The organism is Metasolibacillus sp. FSL H7-0170, from assembly GCF_038593115.1.
GTDB lineage: Bacteria > Bacillota > Bacilli > Bacillales_A > Planococcaceae > Metasolibacillus > Metasolibacillus fluoroglycofenilyticus.
The window spans coordinates 330,893-356,165 of record NZ_CP151964.1 but is presented as its reverse complement, the minus strand read 5'-3'; the positions used below and the strand labels follow the sequence as shown (position 1 = coordinate 356,165).

At 38.8% G+C, this 25,273-nt stretch carries 25 protein-coding genes, 1 CRISPR repeat array and 1 other annotated feature; of the genes, 12 read left to right on the top strand and 13 right to left on the bottom strand.

The features are described from left to right. The first annotated feature begins 2 nt into the window (after nt 1-2). A complete protein-coding gene (locus MHH70_RS01635) occupies nt 3-875 on the top strand; it encodes a glycine betaine ABC transporter substrate-binding protein (RefSeq protein WP_342472349.1) in 873 nt (290 codons plus the stop codon). A gap of 234 nt (nt 876-1,109) precedes the next feature. Here the strand turns inward: MHH70_RS01635 and MHH70_RS01630 are convergent, their stop codons facing one another. Then, on the bottom strand, nt 1,110-2,180 hold the full coding sequence (locus tag MHH70_RS01630; RefSeq protein ID WP_342472348.1) for a mechanosensitive ion channel family protein: 1,071 nt from the start codon (nt 2,178-2,180) through the stop codon (nt 1,110-1,112). A gap of 195 nt (nt 2,181-2,375) precedes the next feature. On the opposite strand from MHH70_RS01630, the gene MHH70_RS01625 reads away from it, so the two are divergent. Continuing rightward, entirely contained in the window at nt 2,376-2,879 is a 504-nt protein-coding gene (locus MHH70_RS01625; RefSeq protein ID WP_342472347.1) for a ferritin, read from the top strand. Between the two features lie 106 nt (nt 2,880-2,985). On the opposite strand, the gene MHH70_RS01620 is transcribed toward MHH70_RS01625, so the two are convergent. Then, nucleotides 2,986-4,281, bottom strand: coding sequence for a DUF4179 domain-containing protein (locus MHH70_RS01620; protein WP_342472346.1), 1,296 nt, complete (start codon nt 4,279-4,281; stop codon nt 2,986-2,988). Further along, nucleotides 4,278-4,745 (bottom strand): sigma-70 family RNA polymerase sigma factor, encoded by a 468-nt coding sequence (locus tag MHH70_RS01615; protein ID WP_066162844.1) that lies wholly within the window; start codon nt 4,743-4,745, stop codon nt 4,278-4,280. The genes MHH70_RS01620 and MHH70_RS01615 overlap by 4 nt, the downstream gene beginning before the upstream one ends. Before the next feature lie 234 nt (nt 4,746-4,979). Between MHH70_RS01615 and MHH70_RS01610 the strand changes: the two genes are divergently transcribed. From MHH70_RS01610 to MHH70_RS01600, 3 genes are read left to right on the top strand one after another with little or no spacing between them, the layout of a single operon-like run. Beyond that, a complete protein-coding gene (locus tag MHH70_RS01610; protein ID WP_342472345.1) occupies nt 4,980-5,495 on the top strand; it encodes a sigma-70 family RNA polymerase sigma factor in 516 nt (171 codons plus the stop codon). Further along, nucleotides 5,473-6,426 (top strand): hypothetical protein, encoded by a 954-nt coding sequence (locus MHH70_RS01605; protein WP_342472344.1) that lies wholly within the window; start codon nt 5,473-5,475, stop codon nt 6,424-6,426. The genes MHH70_RS01610 and MHH70_RS01605 overlap by 23 nt, the downstream gene beginning before the upstream one ends. Before the next feature lie 13 nt (nt 6,427-6,439). Further along, nucleotides 6,440-6,790: a hypothetical protein gene (locus tag MHH70_RS01600; protein ID WP_066162834.1), complete on the top strand. Its 351-nt coding sequence runs from the start codon at nt 6,440-6,442 to the stop codon at nt 6,788-6,790. 234 nt (nt 6,791-7,024) lie between these two features. Here MHH70_RS01600 and MHH70_RS01595 read toward each other — a convergent pair whose 3' ends face one another. Next, on the bottom strand, nt 7,025-7,657 hold the full coding sequence (locus MHH70_RS01595; RefSeq protein WP_342472343.1) for an NAD(P)-dependent oxidoreductase: 633 nt from the start codon (nt 7,655-7,657) through the stop codon (nt 7,025-7,027). Between the two features lie 173 nt (nt 7,658-7,830). On the opposite strand from MHH70_RS01595, the gene MHH70_RS01590 reads away from it, so the two are divergent. After that, nucleotides 7,831-8,865: a beta-carotene 15,15'-monooxygenase gene (locus tag MHH70_RS01590; protein WP_342472342.1), complete on the top strand. Its 1,035-nt coding sequence runs from the start codon at nt 7,831-7,833 to the stop codon at nt 8,863-8,865. A gap of 235 nt (nt 8,866-9,100) precedes the next feature. Beyond that, nucleotides 9,101-10,455, top strand: a protein-coding gene (locus tag MHH70_RS01585; protein ID WP_342472341.1) for an IS3 family transposase whose coding sequence is annotated in 2 segments (ribosomal slippage) — nt 9,101-9,554 and nt 9,554-10,455 — 1,356 coding nt in all. Because the reading frame shifts where the segments join, the coding sequence is not laid out codon by codon here. Between the two features lie 92 nt (nt 10,456-10,547). Here the strand turns inward: MHH70_RS01585 and MHH70_RS01580 are convergent. From MHH70_RS01580 to MHH70_RS01565, 4 genes are all read right to left on the bottom strand, one after another. Continuing rightward, complete coding sequence (locus MHH70_RS01580; protein ID WP_066162825.1) at nt 10,548-10,970, bottom strand: DUF4362 domain-containing protein; 423 nt, start codon at nt 10,968-10,970, stop codon at nt 10,548-10,550. Nucleotides 10,971-11,174: 204 nt separating this feature from the next. Beyond that, a CRISPR array of direct repeats spans nt 11,175-11,936; the repeat unit is 33 nt; unit sequence ATTTCAATCCACTCTTTCAATACAGAAAGAGAC. A gap of 363 nt (nt 11,937-12,299) precedes the next feature. Continuing rightward, nucleotides 12,300-13,067 carry a DUF817 domain-containing protein gene (locus MHH70_RS01575; RefSeq protein ID WP_342472340.1) on the bottom strand — a complete coding sequence of 256 codons (768 nt, stop codon included), beginning with the start codon at nt 13,065-13,067 and terminating at the stop codon, nt 12,300-12,302. Next, on the bottom strand, nt 13,057-13,278 hold the full coding sequence (locus MHH70_RS01570; RefSeq protein ID WP_066162820.1) for a helix-turn-helix transcriptional regulator: 222 nt from the start codon (nt 13,276-13,278) through the stop codon (nt 13,057-13,059). The genes MHH70_RS01575 and MHH70_RS01570 overlap by 11 nt, the downstream gene beginning before the upstream one ends. An 11-nt stretch (nt 13,279-13,289) precedes the next feature. Then, complete coding sequence (locus tag MHH70_RS01565; RefSeq protein ID WP_342472339.1) at nt 13,290-13,769, bottom strand: DUF2975 domain-containing protein; 480 nt, start codon at nt 13,767-13,769, stop codon at nt 13,290-13,292. A 598-nt stretch (nt 13,770-14,367) separates the two neighbouring features. On the opposite strand from MHH70_RS01565, the gene MHH70_RS01560 reads away from it, so the two are divergent. Further along, nucleotides 14,368-15,294 carry a nuclease-related domain-containing protein gene (locus MHH70_RS01560; RefSeq protein WP_342472338.1) on the top strand — a complete coding sequence of 309 codons (927 nt, stop codon included), beginning with the start codon at nt 14,368-14,370 and terminating at the stop codon, nt 15,292-15,294. Nucleotides 15,295-15,408: 114 nt separating this feature from the next. Here MHH70_RS01560 and argH read toward each other — a convergent pair whose 3' ends face one another. The 4 genes from argH to MHH70_RS01540 all read right to left on the bottom strand — a co-directional run bounded on the left by argH (nt 15,409) and on the right by MHH70_RS01540 (nt 19,525). Further along, nucleotides 15,409-16,782 (bottom strand): argininosuccinate lyase, encoded by a 1,374-nt coding sequence (gene argH / locus MHH70_RS01555; RefSeq protein WP_342472337.1) that lies wholly within the window; start codon nt 16,780-16,782, stop codon nt 15,409-15,411. Between the two features lie 144 nt (nt 16,783-16,926). Next, nucleotides 16,927-18,120, bottom strand: coding sequence for an argininosuccinate synthase (locus MHH70_RS01550; protein ID WP_342472336.1), 1,194 nt, complete (start codon nt 18,118-18,120; stop codon nt 16,927-16,929). A 108-nt stretch (nt 18,121-18,228) separates the two neighbouring features. Beyond that, nucleotides 18,229-18,978, bottom strand: a complete 750-nt coding sequence (locus MHH70_RS01545; RefSeq protein ID WP_107942815.1) for an SDR family NAD(P)-dependent oxidoreductase — start codon at nt 18,976-18,978, stop codon at nt 18,229-18,231. A gap of 100 nt (nt 18,979-19,078) precedes the next feature. Then, nucleotides 19,079-19,525: an Rrf2 family transcriptional regulator gene (locus MHH70_RS01540; RefSeq protein ID WP_107943099.1), complete on the bottom strand. Its 447-nt coding sequence runs from the start codon at nt 19,523-19,525 to the stop codon at nt 19,079-19,081. A 191-nt stretch (nt 19,526-19,716) separates the two neighbouring features. Between MHH70_RS01540 and hmpA the strand changes: the two genes are divergently transcribed. After that, nucleotides 19,717-20,859 (top strand): NO-inducible flavohemoprotein, encoded by a 1,143-nt coding sequence (gene hmpA / locus MHH70_RS01535; RefSeq protein WP_066162798.1) that lies wholly within the window; start codon nt 19,717-19,719, stop codon nt 20,857-20,859. 234 nt (nt 20,860-21,093) lie between these two features. Here hmpA and MHH70_RS01530 read toward each other — a convergent pair whose 3' ends face one another. Next, nucleotides 21,094-22,035: an MBL fold metallo-hydrolase gene (locus tag MHH70_RS01530; RefSeq protein WP_342472335.1), complete on the bottom strand. Its 942-nt coding sequence runs from the start codon at nt 22,033-22,035 to the stop codon at nt 21,094-21,096. 118 nt (nt 22,036-22,153) lie between these two features. Beyond that, nucleotides 22,154-22,367: a binding site (T-box leader), on the top strand. 59 nt (nt 22,368-22,426) lie between these two features. Here MHH70_RS01530 and proC point away from each other — a divergent pair. The 3 genes from proC to MHH70_RS01515 are packed head-to-tail and all read left to right on the top strand — an operon-like array spanning nt 22,427 to nt 25,139. Beyond that, on the top strand, nt 22,427-23,233 hold the full coding sequence (gene proC / locus MHH70_RS01525; RefSeq protein WP_066162795.1) for a pyrroline-5-carboxylate reductase: 807 nt from the start codon (nt 22,427-22,429) through the stop codon (nt 23,231-23,233). An 11-nt stretch (nt 23,234-23,244) separates the two neighbouring features. Then, a complete protein-coding gene (gene namA / locus MHH70_RS01520; RefSeq protein WP_107942817.1) occupies nt 23,245-24,258 on the top strand; it encodes an NADPH dehydrogenase NamA in 1,014 nt (337 codons plus the stop codon). Further along, a complete protein-coding gene (locus tag MHH70_RS01515) occupies nt 24,252-25,139 on the top strand; it encodes a transglutaminase-like domain-containing protein (protein WP_342472334.1) in 888 nt (295 codons plus the stop codon). Before namA ends, MHH70_RS01515 begins: the two co-directional genes overlap by 7 nt. Nucleotides 25,140-25,273: the final 134 nt, after the last annotated feature.

The window sequence follows — 25,273 nt, the reverse complement described above, 5'->3', positions numbered from 1 at the left end:
ACATGAAGAAGAACAAATGGTTTTTAGGATTAACAGCAATAAGTGCAGCGGTAGCATTGGCTGCATGTGGAGATGGTTCATCATCTAGCGATGGTGATAGCTTAGGTAAAATTAATTTAGCCTATGTTGAATGGGACACAGAAGTTGCTTCAACGCATGTTGTTGGGCAAGTGTTAGAGGAAATTGGCTATGATGTTACATTAACACCATTAGACAACGCTATTATGTGGGAGTCTGTCTCAAAAGGTGAAGCAGATGCAATGGTAGCAGGTTGGCTTCCAGCAACGCATGGTGCACAGCTTGAGAAATATGGTGATAATCTTGAGCATCTTGGGGAAAATTTAAAGGGTGCTAAAATTGGCTTAGTCGTGCCAAGCTATATGGAAGCAAGCTCAATTGATGATTTGACAGTTGAAGCAAGCTCTACAATTACAGGTATCGAAGCTGGTGCTGGTGTGATGAGCGCTACAGAAACTGCACTTAGCAGCTATCCTAACTTAGCAGACTGGTCATTGCTTCCATCATCTTCAGGTGCGATGACAGTTGCACTTGACCAAGCAATTTCAAACAATGAGGAAATTATCGTTACAGGCTGGTCACCACACTGGAAATTTGCCTCTTATGACTTAAAATATTTGGAGGACCCAAAAGGTGCCTTTGGTGGCGAGGAAACAATTAATACATTTGCACGAAAAGGTTTAGAGCAAGATGCACCTGAAGCGTATAAGGTGCTAGATGCCTTTGAATGGGCTTCAGAAGATATTGAAGAAGTGATGCTTGCCATTAACAATGGAGAAAATCCAAAAGATGCAGCAAACAATTGGATTGAAAAGAACCGCGATAAAGTAGATGCATGGATTAAAGATGTAAAATAATAAATACAGCGGGGGAGCGTCTGAAAAATCATTTTGAGATGCTCCCTTTGCGACGAGTAATCGCAGGTACAAGTAATTTTAGCAATTATTTAATATAGGAAATGGAGCTGTTCGAAAAGATGTACACTTTTCGAACAGCTCCTTTCACTAATATTTCCTCATTAAAATTGAGAGTGCTTTCTTTGAAAACAAGTAAAACAGGAATTTGCTAGCTACTGGCATTTTATTCTGCGTTCACATTTGTATCCAAAGCTCATCCTCTGCATACTCTATTCCTGCCTGCTCGAAAATTTGCTGTGTTGCGAATAAAATATCCTGCTTCACTGCTTGCATCTGTCCCCCGTCATTTGTCGCCACGAAAAAGCGTACGAGTATGCGGTAGGATGTCGGTCGTAGCTCATCCACATAAACATGGATAACTTCCTTTTCCGTATCTTTATGTAAATAAATTTGCTGCTGTAAATGCTCACATACTTCACGCAAAATCGCTTCACTATTTGCAGTAGATACGTATAAATAATATTCGCATTTGCGCTTCTGCCGCTTTGATAAATTGTAAATAGGACGATTGGCTAAATAGGCATTTGGAATATATACTAGCCCCTTATCTCCTGTTTGAATAACCGTACTTCTTAAATTAACATCTTCCACGATGCCCTCAATTTTCTGGTCCTCTGTCGCTACCCAATCACCGATTTGAAATGGTTTATCAAGTGCGACGGACATGCCTCCGAAAAAATGACCGAGCGTATCACGAATACCGAAGGCAATCGCTACCCCCGTCAACCCAATCCCTGTTAAAAAGCCGTTCACATTGAAATTCCATAGTGAAGCAATTGCAAAGAGCGCAACGACATAAATCGTTACTTTGCCAATACGTAGGAAAAATGGCATTAAAATATGCTGTTGCTCTGGCTTTTGCTGTGCATAGACACTTTGTGGATGCTCAATATAATGAGAAATGACATCAGCAATTCCCTTAAACATGAAAAACAGCATAAATGACCAAAATAAATTTGTTGTTTTCGGATGTGTAATTAGCCATTTATCAAAAATAATAGAGGCACTTATAAAAATAATGCAGATGACAAAAGCAAATCGAATAGCACTGCTAAACTGCGTAATAACTCTCGCTTCAAATTCTTTACCACGCTTTTCAAACAATTGCCCTGACCATTTAATAAAAGGCTTAATTATATATTGCTGAACAACTATACCAGCAAATAATAAAGCGATGGCAGCGCCGATACTTGGTAATGTGACATTTTGCAAATCAAGAAAAAACTGATGAAATGTTGCAAACATAAGCTACATCCTTTCTAACTTTGAAAGCATTTGCTGAATCAAGATAATAGCATTATAGGCGCTCATTTGGCAAGGAGCTTTATCTATTTCAAAGGAAAAGTAGAAAAAGCTTGCCTTCATTACTAAAAAAAGGCTAAAATATATTTATTGATAACGATTATCAATTAAAAATCCCTAATTGAGGAGGAAGCGAATATGTTGTCAGAAAAACTACACAAAGCCTTAAATGAACAAATGAACTATGAATTTTTTTCAGCCCACGCATACTTAGCAATGGCTGCTTATTGCACAGACCAAGCGTATGATGGCTTTGCTAACTTCTTTTTAGTACAAGCAGAGGAAGAGCGTTTCCACGCGATGAAATTTTACACATTTTTAAGCGACATGGGCTACCGCGCAACAATCGATGGCTTTGAAAACCCACATAATAATTTTTCTTCCGTGTTAGATTCGTTTGAAAAGGCATTAGCACATGAGAAGGAAGTAACGCGTCGCATTTACAATTTAATGGATATCGCTTTAGATGAGCGCGAGCATGCAACTACGGCATTTTTAAAATGGTTTATCGATGAGCAGGTTGAAGAAGAAGCATCTTTCGACACACTTATCGCGAAACTACGCCGCATTGAAAACGACTCTAACGCAATTTTCATGCTAGATGCGGAATTAGCAAACCGCACATTTACACCTGAAGCATAATGAATTTTTAAAAAAATTGTCTGAAAAGCGCGTGGCGAACGCATTGCTTTTCAGACCTCCCAAAAATTGTGTCCTTCGATTTTATTTCGAAAACATGCTTTCTATCTCATTTCCCTATTGGCAGCCCGACTTCTCCACTTCCATTTAGAAATAGCGGATAGTTTTGAATATACATTTTAACTGGATTAGCAAAACCTTTTTCATACATATAAGAGCTTTTACTTTCCGCACTATCTCCAATGCTAGAAGAGCTTTGTACTATCCACCATTCCTTGCCATTTGCATCAATTAAAGAGGATAATAAAGGCTTACCTTGCCCTTTTCTAGCTAATGGATAATCAGCATTAATGGAAGTATCCGTCAGTATTTCTAGCTTTATGTCTAGCTCCTCTGGCACATATAAAACTTGCTTTTTATGAAAATCAACCTCGATAAAGTCCTTGCCCTTCTCCAAGGCTTCAATATTTTCTATAATTAATGTCAGCGACTTTGGCTCGCGGAAATAACTGCTTTGCATAAAACGCGTAAAAGTACCACTGCTTACTAAACCAAGTCCTGTCGTGCCATTTTTCATCGTTCCCCATTCTTCTCCCCTCTCATCGACTAAGCGTAGTTCAAAGTCTAAAATGCGCTTTGAATTCGTTTCAGGTATTGTGAAGCTAATTTCAGCACGTAAAGGCGAAATATGCACACTGTTAATATAAATTTCTTGATTATCGATTAGTAGCGATTTATTTACAGCGTAGTGCTTACTATGTGCTAGCTGCTTTGATAAAGTAAAGGGTAAATTGAACGTTGTCTTTTGTGGGTCATTTAATTGCACAACAAGCTCAAAATCATTGCTATGAAGCCTCGTATTTTCTACAAAAACAAAATCTAGTGTACTTTCCATCATCTTTTTATCCTCTGGGCCACTAAAATGCATTGTCAGACCAGCAGGTAGCACTTCCCCATTTTGCATTAAATTCACTTCTTGAAAAATAACATTACGAGTAATTGGCTCATTATTTTCAAAGCGATATGCAATTAATAAACCTGTTTCATCTGCAACTACACTCGTTATTATAAATTTCTTGCCCCTCTGCTCATCTTCAACAACTATCTCCTCTGCGTAATCATTCGCTAAAATATCCTGCATTCCCTTATCATAAGTAATCATTTCAACAAATGGAGCAAGCAATGGTATTTTTGCTGTTGCTTCGGCTATTTGTGGTGAAAGTCGGATGCTAATTGTCAGAGCAACGAAAAGTAATGCTGCGGAAAATGCGAGCTGCAATATGCGTTTTCGTTGCTGTCGTTCCTTTTTCCTTCTGCTTATGGCAAGCAATCTTGCCTGCTTCAATGCATCTTTTGGTACTCCAATTTGCTCAAGCTTTTCAAATAGCCGCTTTTCCTTCCTCATCCTCTTTCCTCCTTCCAAAAATGACGTAGCTTTTTCAATGTCGTATGTATTCTTGATTTTACTGTGCCTTCAGGTATATTTTGACGCGCGGCAATATCTTGATTTTTTAAATCTTCTACATATTTCAAGTAAATTAGCTCCTGCTCTACTGGGGAAAGCTGTGCTAGTAATTCATCTAGCTCAACCGAATGTGCATCGTATACAATTGGCTCTAAAGTGGGCTCTAATGCTACTGTCACCCCCTGCTTCTTTTTCATATCTAGACAAATATTAATTAGCACACGCACAAGCCATGTCTTCATGTATTGTGGTTGCTGTACTTTATACCTATGCTTTAATGCGCGATAAACAAGCTCCTGATAGGCATCGAGCGCATCCTGCTCATTGCGTAAATAGGCGTAGCTAATTTTATAAAAGCGCTCTTCCTGTATTTCAAGTAGCTGAAGCAAGCTTTCTTCATCCATTCCTAGCACCTCCTTATTAATTAGACTGTTGGATATTGAAAATCGTTCAAAAAACTTTGTCTACGCCCCAAAAGAACAAATGTTTGTTTTTTATTTCATTATTTGCTATGATTAATATGTACTGAGTCACCCTTTCAAGTAAAGGATTAAAAGCAGCTATCTAAACTTTTTTAGATAGTTGTTTTTTTGTTTACTTTTTCAGCATTCAATCGTTATACAGACAGGAGGGGCGATATGGATGAGTTATATAATAAACAATTGCAGGAAAAGCTGCTCGCAATTTATAAAACATTACTGACAATGGGAGCTAGGAAAGAGGACGCAGAAGATATCGTACAAGAAACAGCGATTCAATTTATTCAATATATTGATGGCATCTCCCCGAATGATGCAAGTGCTTGGCTGTATAAAGTAGCGATTCACAAATATTATGACCTAATAAAAAAGTCAAAATCACAGCAAAAATACATTATTTCATTTCAACTAGACGATTTACTAGAGCATAGCACACCAGAAATCGTTGTAATACGACAGGAGCTTCAGCAAGAAATTATTGCCCAGCTCGCTACCTTATCCGATAAGGAGGCACAGCTTATTTTACTAAAATATAGCGCTGACCTCTCATTAAAAGATATTGCTACGCTATTTAACACAACAGATAAAACAGTGAAAACGCAGCTAGCGCGGACAAAAAGCAAATTAAAACTACGATTACAGGAGGTATACAATGGAGGAAAAATCAATTTTTGAACGGGATGCTGATTTTTCAAGCCTTGTGAAAACAGCAAAGCGTAAATCATTGAAAAAAACAATACTCATTTCAATTATCGTTACAGTTCTAATTATTGTTTTATTATGGGGAGTGCTTGTAGCAAGTATTTATTTTATGAACAAGCGAATTGATACGCAGTTAAATGAGCTTTCGACAGAGCTTTATGTTCAAGGGGCAAACATTGATATAAATGCTGTGAGCTATGATAATTTCCTAGTGGCAACTAAAACATCATCAAAGCTTTATAAACAAGTTGGACCGCATATTATTAATTGGGACTCTCGCGATTATTTTTATACGATTTTAGGGGCCAAAACAGCTCTACAAACAGGGAATGCCGTTGCTTTAAATGGTTCTCCGGTTTATTCTCATGGCCAACGCACCATTGCATTCCATATGCCAACAGAGCCAACCGATAAAAATGATTTCGACTATATCGCAGATTTACCAGGCTATTATAATATTGAAGTAGCAGTTTCTTTTAAGGAGCAGTTACCTTTGCTGGATATGTGGGAGCAGTTTCCCACAGCACAATGGGCTTGGTTAATTGATGAAGGCCTATACGATGAAATGGAAGAAGCCAAAAAAGAGCTGGAAAAATTACCTGACAATGCGATGTTTCCAATGGATATAAGCGAGGTCAATGATACTCGCGCATACGGCTTCCCGATTTTACATCATAAAACAATAACTAATAACCCTATTGAATCGGCTGAAGCTTATATCGCACAGTTGAATTATAGGGATGGATACCCTGTCGATGTAGTACGCGGCATAATTGGGAAAGAAGCGCCTAAGGATTGGCTCATTGCTGGTGTTGTTCTAACCGGTAAGCAAGAGGAGCTTTTACCTTATTTACAGCAAAACAGCGTACATACTGTTCGTATCGGCGTTGTGATTCCATATTAAGGAGCGATTAATTATGAGACCTTTTGCATTTGCATTATTCGTAGCCGCACTTTTATTTGGCGGATTTTGGATTTCCTTTAAACAACTACCTACTAAATTTCTTATTATGGCTAGCATCGTTATCTTTTTACATCTTGCAGGGTTATTGCTTATTCAACTTTTCGGAAATGCTGCACAAATGGCTTATTTAACGCTATTTGTTGCCATTATTTTTACCCCATGCTTTATGACATGGGTGAAGCTGACAAAGAAAATGACTGATGTAGAGATATTACGCGCTTATATTACATTGCCAACCACCTATATTATTTTGTTTATAACCGTTATTTTTTCCTACAATTATTATTTAGCTAAACGCTTATAAGCGATATTCGCAGTAAACTGATATAAAGGGAGTTGGCGAAGAAATCCATTTTTTTGACACCGCATTGAAATAAATGTTTTCACCGCTTTCCTTTTACTGAAGGAGTACACTGCTAAAATCAATGTTCATCACATTTTTAAAAGAGGCGTTTTCTGTTTAAATGAATCGACATTTTGTGAAACATCATCGCTACTGTCCAAAATGCCGGCTATGCACGGCTTTGGACAGCCCCTTTTACTTTTTATCATTTAATAAACTTTGTAAAAATGCCTCGCATCGCGCTTTATTTCCTGCTGTTAGCCATTCCAACACTTCTGGTCGCAGCGTTTCCTTTAATGCATCACGCTTTGCTGAAGCATCCTTGATATTGCTTAAAATTTGCTTTCGGCAATGCTTTAAAAACTCGATATACTGTGCATAGGAATCATCAAACTGCTGCTCCAATTCTACCTTCAGTTTTTTTGTAAGACCCGGGCTAGCACCTGAAGTAGAAACTGTTAAGACCAAATCACCGCGTCTTATAACGGCTGGATTAATAAAATCTACTCGTCCCTTCGCATCTGCTCGCGACAAATGCTGCCACTGCTCTGTTGCCTCTTCAATAGCATCGTTAACCTTTTCATTATCCGTCGCTGCAAAAATGAGCACCGCATCTTCTAAATCATTTGCCTCAAACATCTTTTCATGCCATCTCACATACCCATTTTGGGCATACGTCAGTAGCTGCTCTGTAAGATTTGGACTAATAATATGTATGATTGCTTTCGTTGGTAATAATGCCCGTACTTTTTGTGTTGCTACCTTTCCTCCACCAACAATGACGACTTTTTTATAATCAATATTTAATAACGCTGGAAAATAAGCCATTCTCTCACCCTTTTAACATTAGAATTTACTATGAAAAAAACCTTGCCATTACTATAGCATAATTAATTTTCAAAAAATATCTGAATATGTGCTATTTTTGGCAAATTTGCTCGTTTCAATTAATAAATAAGTGAAATATAATAGTGATAACGTTCATTAAGGGGCTGTTGTATATGACATTTTGGCAAACAAAGCAAAACTGGCTATGGCTATTTTTTGCATTAATTGTATTGAGTAATGTTACGCTCTATAGTACATCGTTCGGGCATGCCATCGTTATGCTTGAGCCAAACAGTGTTGTTATAGGCTCATTAATTGATTTAATCATTGTTGCACCGCTTATTTTCATTCTAGCCAAAAAGCATTATAGCCTGAAATTGTTTATCGCTTTAATGGCTATCGGCTGTGTACTCGCTCGCTTCATTATTCCACAGGCGATTCTTGCACCATTTTCAAGTATTACATGGCTCGGTATTGGCGCAGAGCTCATCATAATAGCAATTGAGCTCTTGCTGATTAGCTCATTTATTATTTATTTGCCGAAAATTATGCAATCGACACGTTTGAGCAACGCACCATTAATATTTTCTTTTCCACAAGCAGTTGACCAGCATGTGAAGCGTCATCCATTAATTCACGTGCTATGCTCAGAGCTACTTATGTTTTACTATGCATTATTTTGCTGGCGTAAAAAAATAACGAGCGGCTATACATTGCATAAAAAAACGAGCTATATCGCCTTCCAAGCAATGATGATTCATGCTATCATCCTTGAAACATTAGGCATCCATTGGTGGCTACATAGTAAATATCCTGTATTGTCGTTTATTTTACTTATTTTCAATGTGTACTCGGTGCTATTCCTCCTTGCAGACTTACAGGCTGTACGCTTAAATCCAACAATAATTCGCAACGATACGCTTTATTTATCGCTCGGCATTATGAAACGTGCCGCAATACCGTTAACGCAAATTACAGAAATTGTTACGGATGCTAGTCAATTTGAAGAAAAACTGCCGAAGGATATGGCACAATTTATCGCCAAGGATTTTGAAGTTGTAAAACCGAGTGTCATAATATATTGCAAAAACCCTGTTTCTGTCGTTCTACCATTTGGCTTCGAAAAGCATTACCATCAAATTGCAATCAAAGTTGACGATACACATGGATTTATTGAGGATTTAAAAACAAGATTAGCAGCTAACTAATTTACTTATTATAAAAATCAAGCTTCTCCTCGGGATGGCGAAAAATTCGCTTCTTTCTTATTTCAAATTCAAAGAAAGGTCACTGGAGCCTGTTGTTACACCATTTCCAAAGTAACTATTTTTTATTTTATCTAGTGATTTCTTTGATGAAACACCACAAAAAACGCCCTAAAAGTATGCATGAACTGCTCCCCAATTGTTAGACACGTCTAACAATTGGAGGAGCAGTTTTTATATGGCTAAATATACATCAGAAGAAAAATTACAAGCAGTCCTACGCTACTTAGAAGGCAAAGAAAGTTCACATGAAATTGCTAAATCAATGGGAACAGATCACAAAGCAATTCTTAATTGGGCAAAACAATATGAGTATAACGGCGTAGAAACATTTATAAAACGATATACAAATTATTCGGCACAGTTTAAACTAGACGTACTAAACTATATGATTGAAAACGGTACGTCCTTACTTGAAACGGCAGCTATCTTTCATATAGCTACTCCTTCTACACTTCGTGTTTGGAAAAAACAATTTGAAACAAAAGGATTCGATGCCCTTCAATCAAAGAGAAAGGGGCGTCCATCCATGAAAAAAGAAACAAATAAACAGCCAAAACAAGCACCAGTAGAAGGCTCACCAGAAGCACTTCAAGCAGAAATCAATCGTCTACGTATGGAAAACGAGTATTTAAAAAAGTTGAACGCCTTAGTTCAAGCCAAGAAAAAATCACCAAAGAGGACAAAGTAAAAGTCATCTATGAATTAAGGCATAAATACTCGGTGAAGGCGCTTGTAGCGTTCGCAGAAATTCCACGTAGCACGTACTATGATTTAGTAAAGAAGATGAATCGTCCCGATCCAGATGCCGAGTTAAAGGCCAAAATTCAAGAAATCTATAAGGAACATGAAGGCCGTTATGGCTATCGTCGCATTCGTGATGAGCTAGCGTATCGTGGGCAAAAAGTGAATCATAAGAAAGTGCAACGCCTGATGAAAGCGCTAAGCTTAAAGTGCATCGTTCGTATGAAAAAATATAAGTCATATAAAGGGACAGTTGGTAAAATTGCGCCTAACATTTTAGATCGCCATTTTACAGCAAAAGCGCCTAATGAGAAATGGGTAACAGATATTACAGAGTTTAAGTTATTTGGTGAAAAGCTTTATTTATCGCCTGTTTTAGACTTATTTAATGGCGAAATTATTACGTATACAATTGGCTCTAGACCTACATATTCATTAGTTTCAGAGATGGTAGAAAAGGCTTTAGAGCGGTTGCCAGAAGAACATCAGCTCCTCCTGCATTCTGATCAAGGCTGGCATTATCAAATGAAACCATATCGCCACGCCCTTCAATCAAGAGGGATTGTGCAGAGTATGTCGCGTAAAGGCAACTGTTACGACAATTCTGTCATGGAGAATTTCTTTGGCATCATGAAGTCGGAATTTCTCTATTTAAAGGAATTTGAAAGTGTCGAGCATTTTAAAAAGGAACTTGAAAACTATATAAACTATTACAACACGAAACGTATAAAGGCAAAATTAAAAATGAGTCCGGTGCAGTACCGAACTCATTTTACCCAAGCTGCCTAAACGAAATAACCGTGTCTAACTTTTAGGGGTCACTTCAGCATTGCTTTTGGGGCGCTCCTGTTTTAGGCTTTACTTATTTGTTCTAATCGCATTTAATAATCTGAAAAAATAATATACTGCTCATCATCCGAGCAATCACTTACATAATAATCCGTCCGACTGCCCACCTCAATCGCGTTGAGCTGATTACAAGTCGCTTTGATAACTTCCCCATTGCCATATGTATCCTCTGAATAATCAATTTTCACATTGATTTCATCATTGCTGTGCCGAACATCCACATAAATCGGGTCACCCTCGATAGTATGCTCAACAATTCTCACTTGGTCATACTCTCCGCTCTGCACATTTGCAAAAAATGCATAAAAACGCTCAATATTATCAATACCATTTCGCGTCTTTGAAACAACATCCTCCGCAAAAAAGTCATACCCACTATTCGAAATGACCCCTTGCTGCGCCGCACATCCCACAAGCACACAACTACAAGCCACCACAAATACTAACCACTTCATTATCAGCCCTCCTTTCTAACTTAGACGTACACCTTCCTAAAAAGTTACATAAAAGTATGGAGGAAATAAGAAAAAGAAGCTGAGCTTGGTTATTTTACCTTCTCTGTTCAAGAAGAAGACCAAGTTTGTTTAATCTATAGTAGAGGCTATATAGAATTTCAATACACAGAAACTAAAAAGCCGTCCCAGTCACAAGCAGACGGCATTTCAAATCACACTCTCTTTACAAAAAAAGACGTATAAAACATGATGAGGACAGGTTTTCCAAATGGATTTCAATCCACTCTTTCAATACAGAAAGAGACTTCCAATTTTTATGATTATTTGTTGCCAATAATTATTTCAATCCACTCTTTCAATACAGAAAGAGACGAGATGTTTTTCCCCCACGTCCTTGCCATAAGCATTTCAATCCACTCTTTCAATACAGAAAGAGACTTATACAGAGTTATTCAGCCAAATGATTGAAACATTTCAATCCACTCTTTCAATACAGAAAGAGACGCAAAGATGGAAGAAACACAACAAAGTGTAAATATTTCAATCCACTCTTTCAATACAGAAAGAGACGTTTGGTTCGGAAAGTAATTCGCGCAGACTTAAATTTCAATCCACTCTTTCAATACAGAAAGAGACGGATATGCTCTCCCTTGTGATTTAGAGTTAGTCATTTCAATCCACTCTTTCAATACAGAAAGAGACTCTATTAAATCGTTGTCACCTTTGAAAATTTGTTATTTCAATCCACTCTTTCAATACAGAAAGAGACGTGTATGTTCGCTCTCATTTGAGAGTGTGGATTATTTCAATCCACTCTTTCAATACAGAAAGAGACCGCTTTTAACTTTTTTTCCATCTTTAGTAAAACATTTCAATCCACTCTTTCAATACAGAAAGAGACATATCGCACACAGTAATTGTTAGCATCGCGCTATTTCAATCCACTCTTTCAATACAGAAAGAGACTGTGAAAATTAATGAATAATTATTAAATATAAATTATTTTCACTATAAAGACTTTCATATAGGTAATATTATACTATGAAATTACTATGTTGGGGGATGATTTTAAGAAAATAAAGGTGCGAATCCCTCAGGAAAATCATGTTCGCTTCACATTCGCACTTGTGATTATGCTATAGAATTAAGTTTCTTCCCCAGTGAAAGTTTTTCTTAGCATCCAATCCTTGATTAATATCAATGTGAGTTGATAAAAGCATAATCAACGTAAGTATCTAAACTAACATTTGAACTTACATACTTATTTTAAATGTTTTATGTTATCTCATTAAGTTGGTTCACATATTGAAATACTGCCGGTAGTTTTTATTAATTGTTATCTTCCTTCACTCGCTTCAACTCTGCCACAATCAAAAAGCTTACAATAACTAAGAGCAACCAAGAACTTATTTTTCCTAAATGAACAATACTCCAAGCATGTGTTTGGTTTGGATATTGCCATGCCCCGAAAAAAGTAGCGATGTTTTCAGCAATCCAGATAAAAAAGCCAATGAGCGCAAAGGATAAAACAATTGGCATACGGTAGTTAACGCCGTTGATTTTATAGTTTACAGATGAGCGCCAAAATACAATAATCACTAAAAGTCCTAGCCACCAACGTATATCAATCCAAAAATGATGCCAGAAAAAATTCAAATAAATAGCGCTAGCAAGTGGTACAACTGCGAAAAACGACGGCCAATAAATGAGTTCTATATGTAGGCGTCGCCACGCTTGGCATAAATAACTAGCAACACTCGCATACATAAAACCGCTATAGAGTGGCACGCCGAAAATTTTAAAAAAGCCTTGTTCTGGATATGCCCAAGAGCCCATATGTACTTTAAAAATTTCGAGTGCAAGCCCGATGAAATGAAATAATGTGATAACTTTAAGCTCATCTTTTGTTTCGAGTCCAGCGCGCAGCATCCACCATTGCATTGCGAGGCAGATGAGGAGTAGCCAGTCGTACCTCGCTAAAATTGGTAATGGAATAAACTTAGTTAATGCAAGTGAAGCGAAAATAACGACTGGAAAAAGGCAGGATAATGCTTGCTCTCGTCCAAAATAAAGTAGTTGTTGTAATTTATGCTTCATTATCATTGTCCTCTTCATAAAGTAAAATATCACCGGGCTGACAATCCAATGCTTTGCAAATCGCTTCTAATGTTGAAAAGCGAATGGCTTTCGCCTTACCTGTCTTTAAAATAGAAAGATTCGCCATCGTAATGCCTACTTTTTCTGATAGCTCCGTGACGGTCATTTTTCTTTTAGCTAACATAACATCAAGTTCAATAATAATTGCCAACTTTCTTCACCTCAAACCGTTAAATCATTTTCTGTTTTCATATCAATGGCGCTTGTTAATAGATGTTGAAGTAGCGTTGCGAAAACACCAACAACAAATGCTGCTCCACCAAGTGCTACGCCAATTATGATAATACCAGGTGCGTCGTCGTATTCGGCAATCATATAAAGTAATGGCATACTTATTACGTATAGGAAGGTAATTATAAAGGCGTTCCATTTGATTTTTTTCAATGCTGTCACAGATGCAGAGGAAAACGCAACATTGTGGTTAATGTAGTTTAATAGTTTCAATGCTTGATAAAGTGCTAAAAAATAGGCAACAGCTGTTCCATAGAGAAGTGCCACAATGCCATACATTACCCATGCAAGCTGCCAGTCATTTTTCGTAATATTCATTAAAAGCATCGGGAAACCAATAACAGAAAGTCCTAGCACAGGCAATGCTAAAACAAGTAAAGTTGCTTTCAAGAAAGTCGTCTGTCTTTTCATAATAAACACCCCATTTATCGTTTATCGATAAAAATATATCGAAAAACAAAATTTTATAGTATAAGACTCTGCTATTCGATATTAGGTTCCATCCCAACAAAAACTACATAAAAAGCCCGAAAAACTCTATAAATGTGAAGGTTTTTCGGGTTTTGGCTTAAATATTTGATTTTGAAATATATACGAATAGTTAATATTGGATTAATTGCCATAGTTTAATTGACTGGCTTTATTCAAAGTGATTTATTTCTGATAAAGGGGATTCTAAAAGGTGGATATTTTAGCCGACCATGAAATTTCAATCCACTCTCCCTATAAAGAGAGAGACTTCTATGTTGCCGAATGCTTCCTCAAAACTACCATTTCAATCCACTCTCCCTATAAAGAGAGAGACTCTGAAAAACAAGGTAAAATTAATATTTATCATTGGTTTTCATTAATAAATTAATGTACAAGGTCATATTAGCCTAGATTACATTGTATTTCAATGGAAGAAATTGATTTTGAATGCCTGTAAGTGAATATAAAGGAAATGTTAAAATATTAAAAGAAATAAATAGCATTTTGTATTATAATTTTTTAATGGAGGTGATTTTGTTTGAGGCTGCAACAACTTGAAGCAATAGCTAGAAGATTGGATGAGCAGCATCCTGATTATTTGTATTTGGCAGAGCAGCTTGCAATGGCCCGAGCTGGTGCTATCGGGGAGGATGAGGTGCAGTTCTTTTTACAGGAGCTTACTACGCCGCACCGAACCATTCGTAATTTATCTTTCTATAGCGCGGTGCAGCATCGCCATGAAATAGATTTTTTAGTGATTTTCCCCTCGTTGATTCTGTGCTTTGAAGTAAAAAATATGGTAGGTCATTTACATTTCGACATGGTCGCTTCTCAGCTACTGCGAACACGTAACGACGGTATCATTGAGCGCTTTCCAAATCCTATAGAACAGCTCACTCGTCATATGCGCGTGCTCTCTTCTTTATTCCCCACTATCCCGATTAACGGCGCTGTCATTATTGCCAATCGTCGCGCTATCATTTCGAGCAAATCTGCTCCCATTCCTATTTTTCATGCTGATTATGTGCATAGCTTTATTGAGAAAAAACTTATACAGTACAATGAGCCATTGCTTGATTTAGATGAAGTTTATGCGCAGCTTTTGGCTTTACATTGCTCTAAAAAAGAGCCGCTTACTTTCACATTAGCTCAACTAAAGCAAGGTGTGTTTTGTAAAAGATGTTCTGCTAAAATGCGCTTTGTGCATGGCAAATTTATTTGTTTGCGCTGCAATATGCAGGATAAGTACGCCCATTTCCAAGCCTTAAATGATTTTCGTTTGCTAATGGATACGAAAATCACGAATCAGCAGTTTTGTCAGTTATGCGACATTCCTTCTAGACATGCGGCAAAGCGGTTATTGCGTTTTTTCCCAATTATAGGGGATGGAAAATCTAGTTACTATGAAATTCCTGAGCAAATTCTTACTATGACACAGTGTGAAGGTCATGATTCGCTCATATGATAGATAAATTCGCTCGTAAAACATGTAAATTCGCTCATAAAACAACTCAATTCGCTCGTAAATTTCATAAATTCGATCATACGACATAAAAAAGCTCACCGAGGTGAGCCATTCTTATGCTAAACATAGCTTTGCTTTTTCTAATTGTATTTTCACTTGCTCGAAGCCTGTGCCACCGAGTGAGTTGCGGCGGCGCACCGCTGCCTCTGGTGCAAGCACTGCATAAATGTCTTCTTCAATTAAAGTGCTTTCCTCCTGCATATCTGCTAGTGGCAAGTCGAGCAAATAAATACCACGCTGAATACATGTGAAGACAAGCTTGCCTGTTACTTCATGCGCTTCGCGGAATGGCATGCCTTTAGCAGCTAAATAATCAGCCAGCTCCGTGGCGTTTGAGAAGTCGCTATGCACCGCGCTGTGCAGACGTTCTGTGTTGACAGACATTGTGGCCACCATGCCCTCGAAAATTTTCAATGCGCCTAAAACTGTATGCACTGTGTCGAACATACCTTCTTTGTCCTCTTGCATATCCTTGTTGTATGTTAGTGGTGTGCCCTTCAATACTGTTAGTAGTCCCATTAAATTGCCGTAAACGCGGCCTGATTTTCCACGAATAAGCTCCGCCATATCAGGGTTTTTCTTTTGTGGCATAATCGATGAGCCTGTTGAAAAGGCGTCGTCTAGCTCGATAAACTTAAATTCATCCGTTGACCAAAGAATGATTTCCTCCGCGAAACGAGATAAATGTGCCATTAACAGCGATGAATTTGCTAGAAATTCTACGATGAAATCACGGTCACTTACCGCGTCCATTGAGTTAGCGTATACATCTGCAAAGCCAAGAAGCTCCGCTGATTTGAGGCGGTCAATTGGGAAGGTTGTGCCTGCCATCGCGCCTGCACCAAGCGGTGAAATATCAATGCGCTTTAATGATTCCGTATAGCGCTGTTTGTCACGCTCTAGCATCCAAAAATAGGCCATTAAATGATGGGCAAAGGAAATTGGCTGCGCACGCTGTAAATGGGTATAGCCCGGTGCAATTGTTTCAACATGCTGCTCCGCCTGCTGTAATAGCGTTTTTTGGAAATTCTCAATTAAACCAATGACTTCAGCAACGCGCTTCTTCAAAAACAAATGCATATCTGTTGCAACTTGGTCGTTACGTGAGCGCCCTGTATGTAACTTGCCACCAACAGGGCCGATTAAATCAATCAGCATTTTTTCTAAGTTTAGATGAATATCCTCATTTGCCACCGTGAATTGCAGCTCGCCCGCCTCTGCTTTTACTAGTAGCTGCTGTAAGCCGTCTAAAATAAGCGCGACATCTGCTTGCGGTAAAATGCCTTGAATACCTAGCATTGTTACATGTGCTTTACTACCTTCTATATCTTCCATTACTAACTGTTGGTCAAAGCCAATTGACGCACCAAACTCATCCACCCATGCTTCTGCGGACTTTTGAAAGCGCCCACCCCATAATTTTGTCATAATCAAAACACCTCAATCGAAAAATAGAAGTGGCTGTCCAAAAAGGAGTACCTTTTCGGACAGCGCTAGCTTCTGTGTTAAATACTCACTAAAAATCAAATGGAGCACGTCTCAAATTGACTTTTCAATCGGCTCCTTGCGCCATTATTTTTTCAGTACATCTGCTGCTACAACAGTTGGTAGTCCCCATAGTTCGATAAAGCCGACAGCTGAGGCATGGTTGAACATATCCTCTTTTGAGTATGTTGCAAGCTTTTCATTGTATAAAGAGTTTGGCGATTTACGTCCTTCAACAATCGCATGCCCTTTAAATAATTTGACGCGCACTGTACCGTTTACATATTGCTGTGTTTCTTTTAGGAATGCTTCTAATGCTGGACGGAGTGGAGAGAACCACAGTCCATCATAAATAAGTTCTGATAGTTTTTTCTCAATAACTGGCTTGAAGTGTGCCATTTCTTTCACTAATGTTAAGTCTTCAAGCTCTTTATGTGCAGTTAATAGCACTTTTGCACCTGGAATTTCATATACTTCACGTGATTTAATACCAACTAGGCGGTTTTCTACGTGGTCGATTCGGCCAACACCGTGCTCACCAGCAATTGCATTTAATGCTTGAATTAAATCCGCAAGCTTCATTTCTTCACCATTTAATGCAACAGGCTTACCAGCAACAAATTCAATTTCAACAACTTCCGCTGTATCCGGTGTGTTTTCGATTGCCTTTGTTAAGCCATATGCTTCTTCTGGTGGCGCTACCCACGGGTCTTCCATTACCCCTGCTTCATTCGCACGTCCCCATAAGTTTTGGTCAATTGAAAATGGTGAATCAAGTGTCGCAGGAATCGGCACATTATGCTTCATTGCGTATTCGATTTCCTCATCACGGCTCCAGCCCCATTCACGCACAGGTGCAAGAACTTGTAAATCAGGATTTAATGCTTTAATAGAAACCTCGAAACGCACTTGGTCATTGCCCTTCCCTGTACAGCCATGTGCTACTGCATCTGCGCCTGTTTGGTTGGCAATTTCTACTAGCTTTTTCGAAATTAATGGGCGTGATAAAGCAGATACTAATGGATATTTTTGCTCGTACCAAGTATGTGCCTGTAATGAAATAAGTGCATATTCCTCTGCAAACTCATCCTTTGCATCTACCATATATGATTCAACCGCACCAACTTGCAATGCTTTATTCTTAATAAATTCTAGGTCTTTGCCTTCGCCGACATCAAGACAAACTGCGATAACATCCCAGCCCTGCTCCTTTAACCATGGAATAGCTACTGATGTATCTAGGCCACCTGAATACGCTAAAACTACTTTTTTATTTGCCATAATTTATTGCCCCCGATAATTCATTCGTATTTTTATGCATTTATATAAAAGTTTATACATGAATATTAACACGTAATAAATATAAAAACAAGTGTATTTTTATAAATTTTATTTTTTATTAAAGAAACGACTTCCGAGCTTTTCTACGAGTGCAGGCGCTATTACATATAACTTACTTGTGAAACCCATAATACGCGGTAAATCAATGGAGCGTACAGGTCGCTCAATTGCTTTCACAGTGGCAATCGCTACTTCTTCAGGTGTTAGCAAGATGCTGGCGATGGACTTGCGGTAGGAGCCCGTTGCATCTGCCTTTTGCAAAAATGGCGTATCAATTGGACCGGGGAATATTCCTGTTACTTTAATATGATATGGTGCCACCTCTTGACGAAAGCCATCGATAAAGCCTGTTATGGCATGTTTTGTCGCGGCATAGACGCTAGCCTTTCTCGTCGCTACCTTTCCTGCCTGTGAGCTAATAAATAGGAAATGCCCTGAGCCCTGCTCCTTCATTTTTAGCGCAAGCCGTTTTGCGAGAAAAATGGGGGCTTTGACATTGACATCAAGCATTATCTCAATTTGCTCATCTGTTAATGCAGTCGCATTTTCAAATATACCAACACCTGCATTAATGATTGCAACATCAATAGGAGGTAACTGCTCTATTAATGTATCGATTTGTGCAAGGCTACGTAAATCAGCCTGCACAGCTTTCGCACCTAAGTTGCTTAATGTATTCAATGCGATTTCGCTGCGCCCCGTTGCGTATACCTCATAGCCTTTTGTCAGGCATAGCTTGGTCATTTGCAAGCCGAGACCGCTCGTTGCACCAGTGATTAAAATTGTTTTTTTGCGCATATTTTATCCTCTCTATTGTAAAATGACCGTCTGAAAAGGTTTTATTATTCAGATATTTACTCCTGCCTAAGTCGCAAAGAGACCGCCTCAAAATGAATTTTCAGACGGTCCCCTCAATGCCAAGCAGTTTCAGCATTGCTTCTTTAGAATGTATAAAATCTGCAATATGATATTGGTCTAATACAGCTAAGTATGCCTTCAATGCTTCATTTAGCGCATTTTTCAATTGGCATTCGGCTGAAATCTTACATAAATTGTTTTCTGAGCTGAAACATTCGACAAGATGGAAATCTTCCTCTGTTTTTCTTATTACTGTGCCGATATTAATTTCCTCTGGCGCCATTGCCAAACGAATTCCGCCACCCCGTCCACGAATTGTTTCGATAAAGCCGTGCTGCCCAAGATCGTATGTTACTTTCATTAAATGGTTTTTGGAAATTTGATAAGCATCTGCAATTTCTTGTATCGTCGCTAAATGGTCTTGTCCACGTACACCTAAATAAATAAGCACACGTAACGAATAATCTGTATATACGGTTAAGCGCACTTTTTCACCAACTTTCTTCATCATTAGTATATCATTCAGGCGCATTGTTTGCTTGTGAAATACATTGTGTCTAAAAGTTGTATTTTAAATACTACATTTGTGTCCGTTTTGTTAAACATGTATTTTATATATTGCTTTAGAGGTTATTAGCCTTTATATTGAGCTTATAACAAGAAAAGGACGTGACTTATATGTTACAACAACAAACAATTGATACGATTAAAGCAACGGTTCCAGCACTTCAAGAATACGGTGTGACAATTACGAAAACGTTCTACAAAAATATGTTCGCAGCAAATCCAGAGCTACTAAATATTTTCAACCATTCAAATCAAGAGCAAGGTCGTCAACAAACAGCCTTAGCAAATACTGTGTTGGCAGCAGCAATGCATATCGATAATTTACAAGCAATTGTACCAACAGTGATTCAAATTGCTCATAAGCACCGAAGTCTAGGTGTTTTACCAGAGCATTATCCAATCGTTGGTAAACATTTATTAGAGGCAATCAAAGAAGTATTAGGTGACGCAGCAACAGATGAAATTATTAATGCATGGGCTCAAGCTTACGGCGTTATCGCAGATATTTTCATCCAAGTGGAAGAGGATTTGTTTAAAGAAGCAGAAGAAAATGGTGGCTGGCGTTTATTTAAACCATTTAAAATTGTACGCACAGAAAAGGAAAGCGATTTAGTAACTTCTTTCTATTTAGCACCAGTTGATGGGCAGCCATTACCAGCATATAAAGCGGGTCAATATATTACAGTTCGCATGTCAATTCCTGGCCAAAAATATTTAATGAACCGTCAATATACTGTTTCTGAAGCAAATAATCAAAATGAGTATCGCATTTCTGTAAAGCATGAAAACGATCCAAAAGGAATTGTATCAAACTATTTACACACAGGTTATGAGCAAGGCACAGAGATTGATGTAAGTGCACCAGCCGGCGTATTCACATTAGATAATAGCGAAGCACCAGTATTATTTGTAAGTGGCGGTATCGGTGTAACTCCGCTTAACAGCATGTTACAAACAATTGAAGAACGCGATGTAACATTCCTACAATGTGCACGTAATAAAGAGGTAGCTGCATTCACAGAAACGATTTCTGCAAAAGTAGAAGAAATCGGCGGAACTTACAAAGCACTTTACTCTGATTCAGAGGGCTTTATCACAAAAGAGCAACTTGCAAAATTATTAAAAGACGATAGCAAAGTATATCTATGTGGACCAGCACCATTTATGTCGCATGTTATCAGCATTTTACGTGACTTAAATGTGCCAGAGGAAAACGTAAATTACGAATTCTTCGGCCCTGCAATGGCTGTTTAATTCACTAAAAAAGAGGGCGTCCAAAAAGCCGTGCATAGCCGGCATTTTGGACGCTGATGATGGTGTTTCGGCAAAATGTTTGCTCCTCTAAAAATAGAGAGCTTTCTTTTTAAAATGCTAGAAACACAGGGTTTATCGGTGTTTCTCCAAAATGAAAGAGAAGAAGCAAAAATCCCCCTTAACATGCGATTTCTAGACAAAACCCCCTTTTTCATATATATCATAAGCCCCTCTTTACGCAGGCATATAAATCTCAACCCCATTTTGCATTTCACTGCGCGCATAGCCTTCTGCGACTAAATAATCAAGTTGCCCTAATGTTTCGGATAAAGTTAAACCGGGTTGTTTAACATATGTTTTTCCAAATAGTGCCTTCGTCAAATCATAGACATTGTTATGCTGCGCCATTAGCTGTAAAACATGCATTGCACGGTCATGCTGCCTTGTAAGACGCTCTGCCACAAGCGGTTTAATCGCTGTGACAGCGTCGCCATGTCCCGTATAAAGCTTTGAAATATCCATTTTCTGCAATCTCTTTAATGATGCATTATATTGTAGCAGTGATTTTGGTCTCTCCCCTTTTAGGTCAACTGGGGGCTCTACTAATGGATTGCTTGATACTTTTTCAAGTAGCAAATCTCCACCAATTGCCTCCCCTGTATGCTCTTCGACAAAAACGAAATGGCTTTGTGCATGCCCCAATGTTTCATAGGCAACCAAGCCTGGATGCCCAGGTACTTCATCTCCATCTTTTAAAAATCGAGTTAGCGGACGAGTACCGAATAGCTCTAATTCCTCTCTTGCATCAAGTATACGGTCAATATCCTCTTGGGGAACATTCTCCTGCTCAAGCTGCTCCCGATAAAATGTCTCTCGATAATGTAAAAAATCAGCTGATTGTCGCATCCAATAATCAACATAACGATGACCTAACACATCCGCCTTTGGAAAAGCATCTACCCACCCCGCATGGTCTGGGTGATGATGCGTTAATACAACTTGCTCAATATCATCCATGCTATAGCCCTGCTCATGGATTCCACGTGCCAACGCTTCATAGGCTGGCTTTGTTTTAGGTCCTGCGTCAAATAGCGTTAATGCATCCCCCTTCACTAAAAATGCATTAACATCGCCAATTGCATACGGTGTTGGTAGTACAATTTTATGTATGTTCATTAATAATTCCTCCAAAAATGAATAGCTATTCATTACATTTTACATCCTTTTGAGTGATTCGTCACGTTAAAAGGTTGACATTCCCATTAGACCTTCATATAATTTGAGTATTCTAAATATTACAGCGTTGACAAAGCCAAGTAAATAAATGAATGGTGTTAAGAGAGTGCTACATCTGGTGCAAGTAGCATCCCCGCTTTATTTATTGAACCTACTTTCGAGCTCGTTATGCAAAACATAACCGTTTGCCTTTACGTTAAAAGGGAGAAGTCGCACATTTCTAATGTGAACTAAGGTGGTACCGCGGAAACGATAGCGTTTTCGTCCTTAATTTTTAAGGACGAAAACGCTTTTTATTTTGATTCAGCAAATTATCAAGGAGGAGATTATGATGAAAAAAATCGTATTTATTGGTGCAGGTTCTATGGCTGAAGCCATTATTAAAGGCTGGATTGATAAAAGTTGCGTGGCAAAAGAGCATTTATTTATTACCAATAAATCCGATCAAGAACGTCTAGAAATACTACAGCAGGCATATGGTGTGCAAATTTTGCCGAATAGAGAGATGCTAAGTGAGATGGATTGTATCGTACTTGCAATGAAGCCAAAAGATGCAAAAGAAGCGATGCTTGCGATTGCCCCATTTTTAAACAAACAGACGGCTGTCATTTCAGTGTTGGCAGGTATTGCGATTGAAACGATTCGAAACTTTTTAGGAGACCGCCCTATCGCACGTACAATGCCTAATACCTCTGCCACGATTGGCATGTCAGCTAGTGGCATCGCTTTTAATGAGCTTGTCGATGAACAGTTGCGTACTACTTGCTTGACGATGCTTCAGGCAATCGGCACAGTTGTTGAGGTCGAGGAAGATCAGTTGCATGCAGTAACAGCCTTTTCAGGTAGCGGCCCTGCTTACATCTACTATTTACTTGAAGCTTTTGAAAAGGTAGCTGCTGAGGTTGGCTTACAACAGGATGTGGTACGTTCATTAATGGTGCAAACACTTGCAGGCTCTGCCGCAATGTTGCAAACTGGTAATGAGGAGCCAGCAGTGCTTCGACATAAAGTAACAAGCCCTGGTGGCACAACAGAGGCGGGCCTACGCGCACTTGAACAGCATGAGGTGACAGCTGCAATAGCCGCTTGTGTGAAAAGTGCAGAAGCTCGCTCTAGAGAGTTAGCTCAAGGGATTTAGGAGGTATTTTTGTGGTAAAACTTTTTGAAAGTTATACAGTGCAAGACGTAACTTTGAGAAATCGCATCGTGATGGCACCTATGTGTACGTACGAAGCGAATAGCGATGGCGAGGTACAACCATTTCATTTAACACATTACGGTTCACGCGCAGTTGGGGGCGTTGGCTTAATTATTACCGAAGCCACAGCCGTTTTACCTGAAGGGCGCATTTCATCTAATGATTTGGGGATTTGGGATGATTATCATATTGAAGGTCAGAAAAAAATTGTTGAACAGGTACACGCATATGGCGCAAAGGCAGGAGTTCAGCTTGCACATGCTGGCCGCAAATCGACGGTCGACGGACGTATTGTAGCACCTTCAGCACTTGCCTTCAATGAAAATTATCGCACACCAGAAGAAATGACGTTGGCAGATATCGAAGCGGTTGTTCAAGCTTTTGCTGATGCAGCTATTCGTGCGCAGCAGGCTGGCTTTGATATTTTAGAAATTCATGCGGCACACGGCTATTTAGTTAATACGTTTTTATCACCATTGACAAATAAAAGAACAGACGAATATGGTGGTAATGCTGAAAACCGCTACCGTCTACTGCGCAATATTATCGATGCCATTCGTGTAAAATGGGATGGACCATTATTTGTACGTGTATCAGCAAATGAATATACAGAAGGCGGTCTAGTGCCAGAAGATTTCATTCAATTTGCACGCTGGATGGTTACACAAAATGTCAATTTAATTGATGTTTCATCTGGTGCTGTTGTACCTGCGACAATTTCAGCATATCCACTTTATCAAGTGCCTTTTGCTAAAACGATTAAAATTGGTGCGAATGTTGCGGTTGGGGCGGTTGGCCTGATTACAACGGGACAAGAGGCTGAGCAAGTCGTGCAGGATGGAAGTGCTGATTTAATTTTTATTGGACGTGAACTATTGCGTGACCCATACTTCCCGTATCGTGCAGCCCAGCAGCTAGATGTTACATTAGAGCCAACTGTAGCAGTTTATAAACGCGGATGGTGAAAAAAAGCTGGCTATTTGTGGTGTTGTTCATGCTTGTAGGCTGTACCTCCACAACAAAGATAGTAGAAGAGGCTACAATTACGGATGAAGTTATTGCTGATGAGCCATCATTGGATGAGCTTTTGCAGGATAAACATTTCGTGCGCAAAGTGTATGGTGAACTTTTCACTGCGACTTCTCCTGAGGAGTTAGAAAAGGTTTTAGCTGCACAACTCACTCAATTTGATCAAAATATCGGGCTGATTTATAAGGGGCAAAACCTTTCACCTGAGGACGTAGAAAGGCTTCTTCAACAATTGAAAATTAATCATGATATGATTGGCGGCACATTATTTTACTATGAATTTGCGGTCATTCCGATAGAGCAAGGTATATTCCTTGACTTATTTTCACGCTTTACAACGAATAAAATTGAAATGGCAAGCATTTTACCGAAGCGAGATGCTCTACTCGCCTCTTTACAACTTGAAGGTATGTCGGAACGAGAGAAATTAGAAGCGATTCATCGTGCGATTATTGAAGGCATGGATTATAATTTTGAGTATGACGAGCTTGTAACAGACCACTCACCAGCAGGCTTTTTCCTCTATGGTAGTGGCGTTTGTCAAGCCTATGCGTCCGCCATGCATATGTTATTAGTTGAAGCGGGGCTTGAAGCAAAACTAGTTTACGGTGAGCTGAAAAGCGCTATTGCAAATGATACAAGGCATATGTGGAATTTAGTGAAGATTGATGGCAAATGGCGGCATGTTGACGCCACATCTAACGATCGTGGTGCAGAATTTGACAATCAGGTAAGCAAGGTTTACTTCATGCTGACAGATGAGCAACTTCGTGCTACACATGTTTGGAAACAAGAGGATTATCCAAAGGCTGAGTGATTGAAATAAAGAAGGGGCTGTTCAAAAAGATATTTTTCGAACAGCCCTACTTCTGCATTCACTATTTGCCAAAAATTTGTGCTTCTGTTCCATGAGCGCAAAGAGCCGTTTCAAAACGACTTAACAGACAGACT

Bases quoted from the DNA above. Each gene is read 5' to 3' on its own strand.
- MHH70_RS01600 (WP_066162834.1), top strand. From the start codon at position 6,440: ATGAGACCTTTTGCATTTGCATTATTCGTAGCCGCACTTTTATTTGGC.
- MHH70_RS01635 (WP_342472349.1), top strand. From the start codon at position 3: ATGAAGAAGAACAAATGGTTTTTAGGATTAACAGCAATAAGTGCAGCG.
- MHH70_RS01580 (WP_066162825.1), bottom strand. From the start codon at position 10,970: ATGAAGTGGTTAGTATTTGTGGTGGCTTGTAGTTGTGTGCTTGTGGGA.
- MHH70_RS01530 (WP_342472335.1), bottom strand. From the start codon at position 22,035: ATGAACATACATAAAATTGTACTACCAACACCGTATGCAATTGGCGAT.
- MHH70_RS01615 (WP_066162844.1), bottom strand. From the start codon at position 4,745: ATGGATGAAGAAAGCTTGCTTCAGCTACTTGAAATACAGGAAGAGCGC.
- MHH70_RS01545 (WP_107942815.1), bottom strand. From the start codon at position 18,978: ATGCGCAAAAAAACAATTTTAATCACTGGTGCAACGAGCGGTCTCGGC.
- MHH70_RS01625 (WP_342472347.1), top strand. From the start codon at position 2,376: ATGTTGTCAGAAAAACTACACAAAGCCTTAAATGAACAAATGAACTAT.
- proC (WP_066162795.1), top strand. From the start codon at position 22,427: ATGAAAAAAATCGTATTTATTGGTGCAGGTTCTATGGCTGAAGCCATT.
- MHH70_RS01605 (WP_342472344.1), top strand. From the start codon at position 5,473: ATGGAGGAAAAATCAATTTTTGAACGGGATGCTGATTTTTCAAGCCTT.
- MHH70_RS01565 (WP_342472339.1), bottom strand. From the start codon at position 13,769: ATGAAAAGACAGACGACTTTCTTGAAAGCAACTTTACTTGTTTTAGCA.
- MHH70_RS01630 (WP_342472348.1), bottom strand. From the start codon at position 2,180: ATGTTTGCAACATTTCATCAGTTTTTTCTTGATTTGCAAAATGTCACA.
- MHH70_RS01515 (WP_342472334.1), top strand. From the start codon at position 24,252: ATGGTGAAAAAAAGCTGGCTATTTGTGGTGTTGTTCATGCTTGTAGGC.
- MHH70_RS01550 (WP_342472336.1), bottom strand. From the start codon at position 18,120: ATGGCAAATAAAAAAGTAGTTTTAGCGTATTCAGGTGGCCTAGATACA.
- hmpA (WP_066162798.1), top strand. From the start codon at position 19,717: ATGTTACAACAACAAACAATTGATACGATTAAAGCAACGGTTCCAGCA.
- MHH70_RS01610 (WP_342472345.1), top strand. From the start codon at position 4,980: ATGGATGAGTTATATAATAAACAATTGCAGGAAAAGCTGCTCGCAATT.
- MHH70_RS01620 (WP_342472346.1), bottom strand. From the start codon at position 4,281: ATGAGGAAGGAAAAGCGGCTATTTGAAAAGCTTGAGCAAATTGGAGTA.
- MHH70_RS01575 (WP_342472340.1), bottom strand. From the start codon at position 13,067: ATGAAGCATAAATTACAACAACTACTTTATTTTGGACGAGAGCAAGCA.
- MHH70_RS01590 (WP_342472342.1), top strand. From the start codon at position 7,831: ATGACATTTTGGCAAACAAAGCAAAACTGGCTATGGCTATTTTTTGCA.
- MHH70_RS01595 (WP_342472343.1), bottom strand. From the start codon at position 7,657: ATGGCTTATTTTCCAGCGTTATTAAATATTGATTATAAAAAAGTCGTC.
- argH (WP_342472337.1), bottom strand. From the start codon at position 16,782: ATGACAAAATTATGGGGTGGGCGCTTTCAAAAGTCCGCAGAAGCATGG.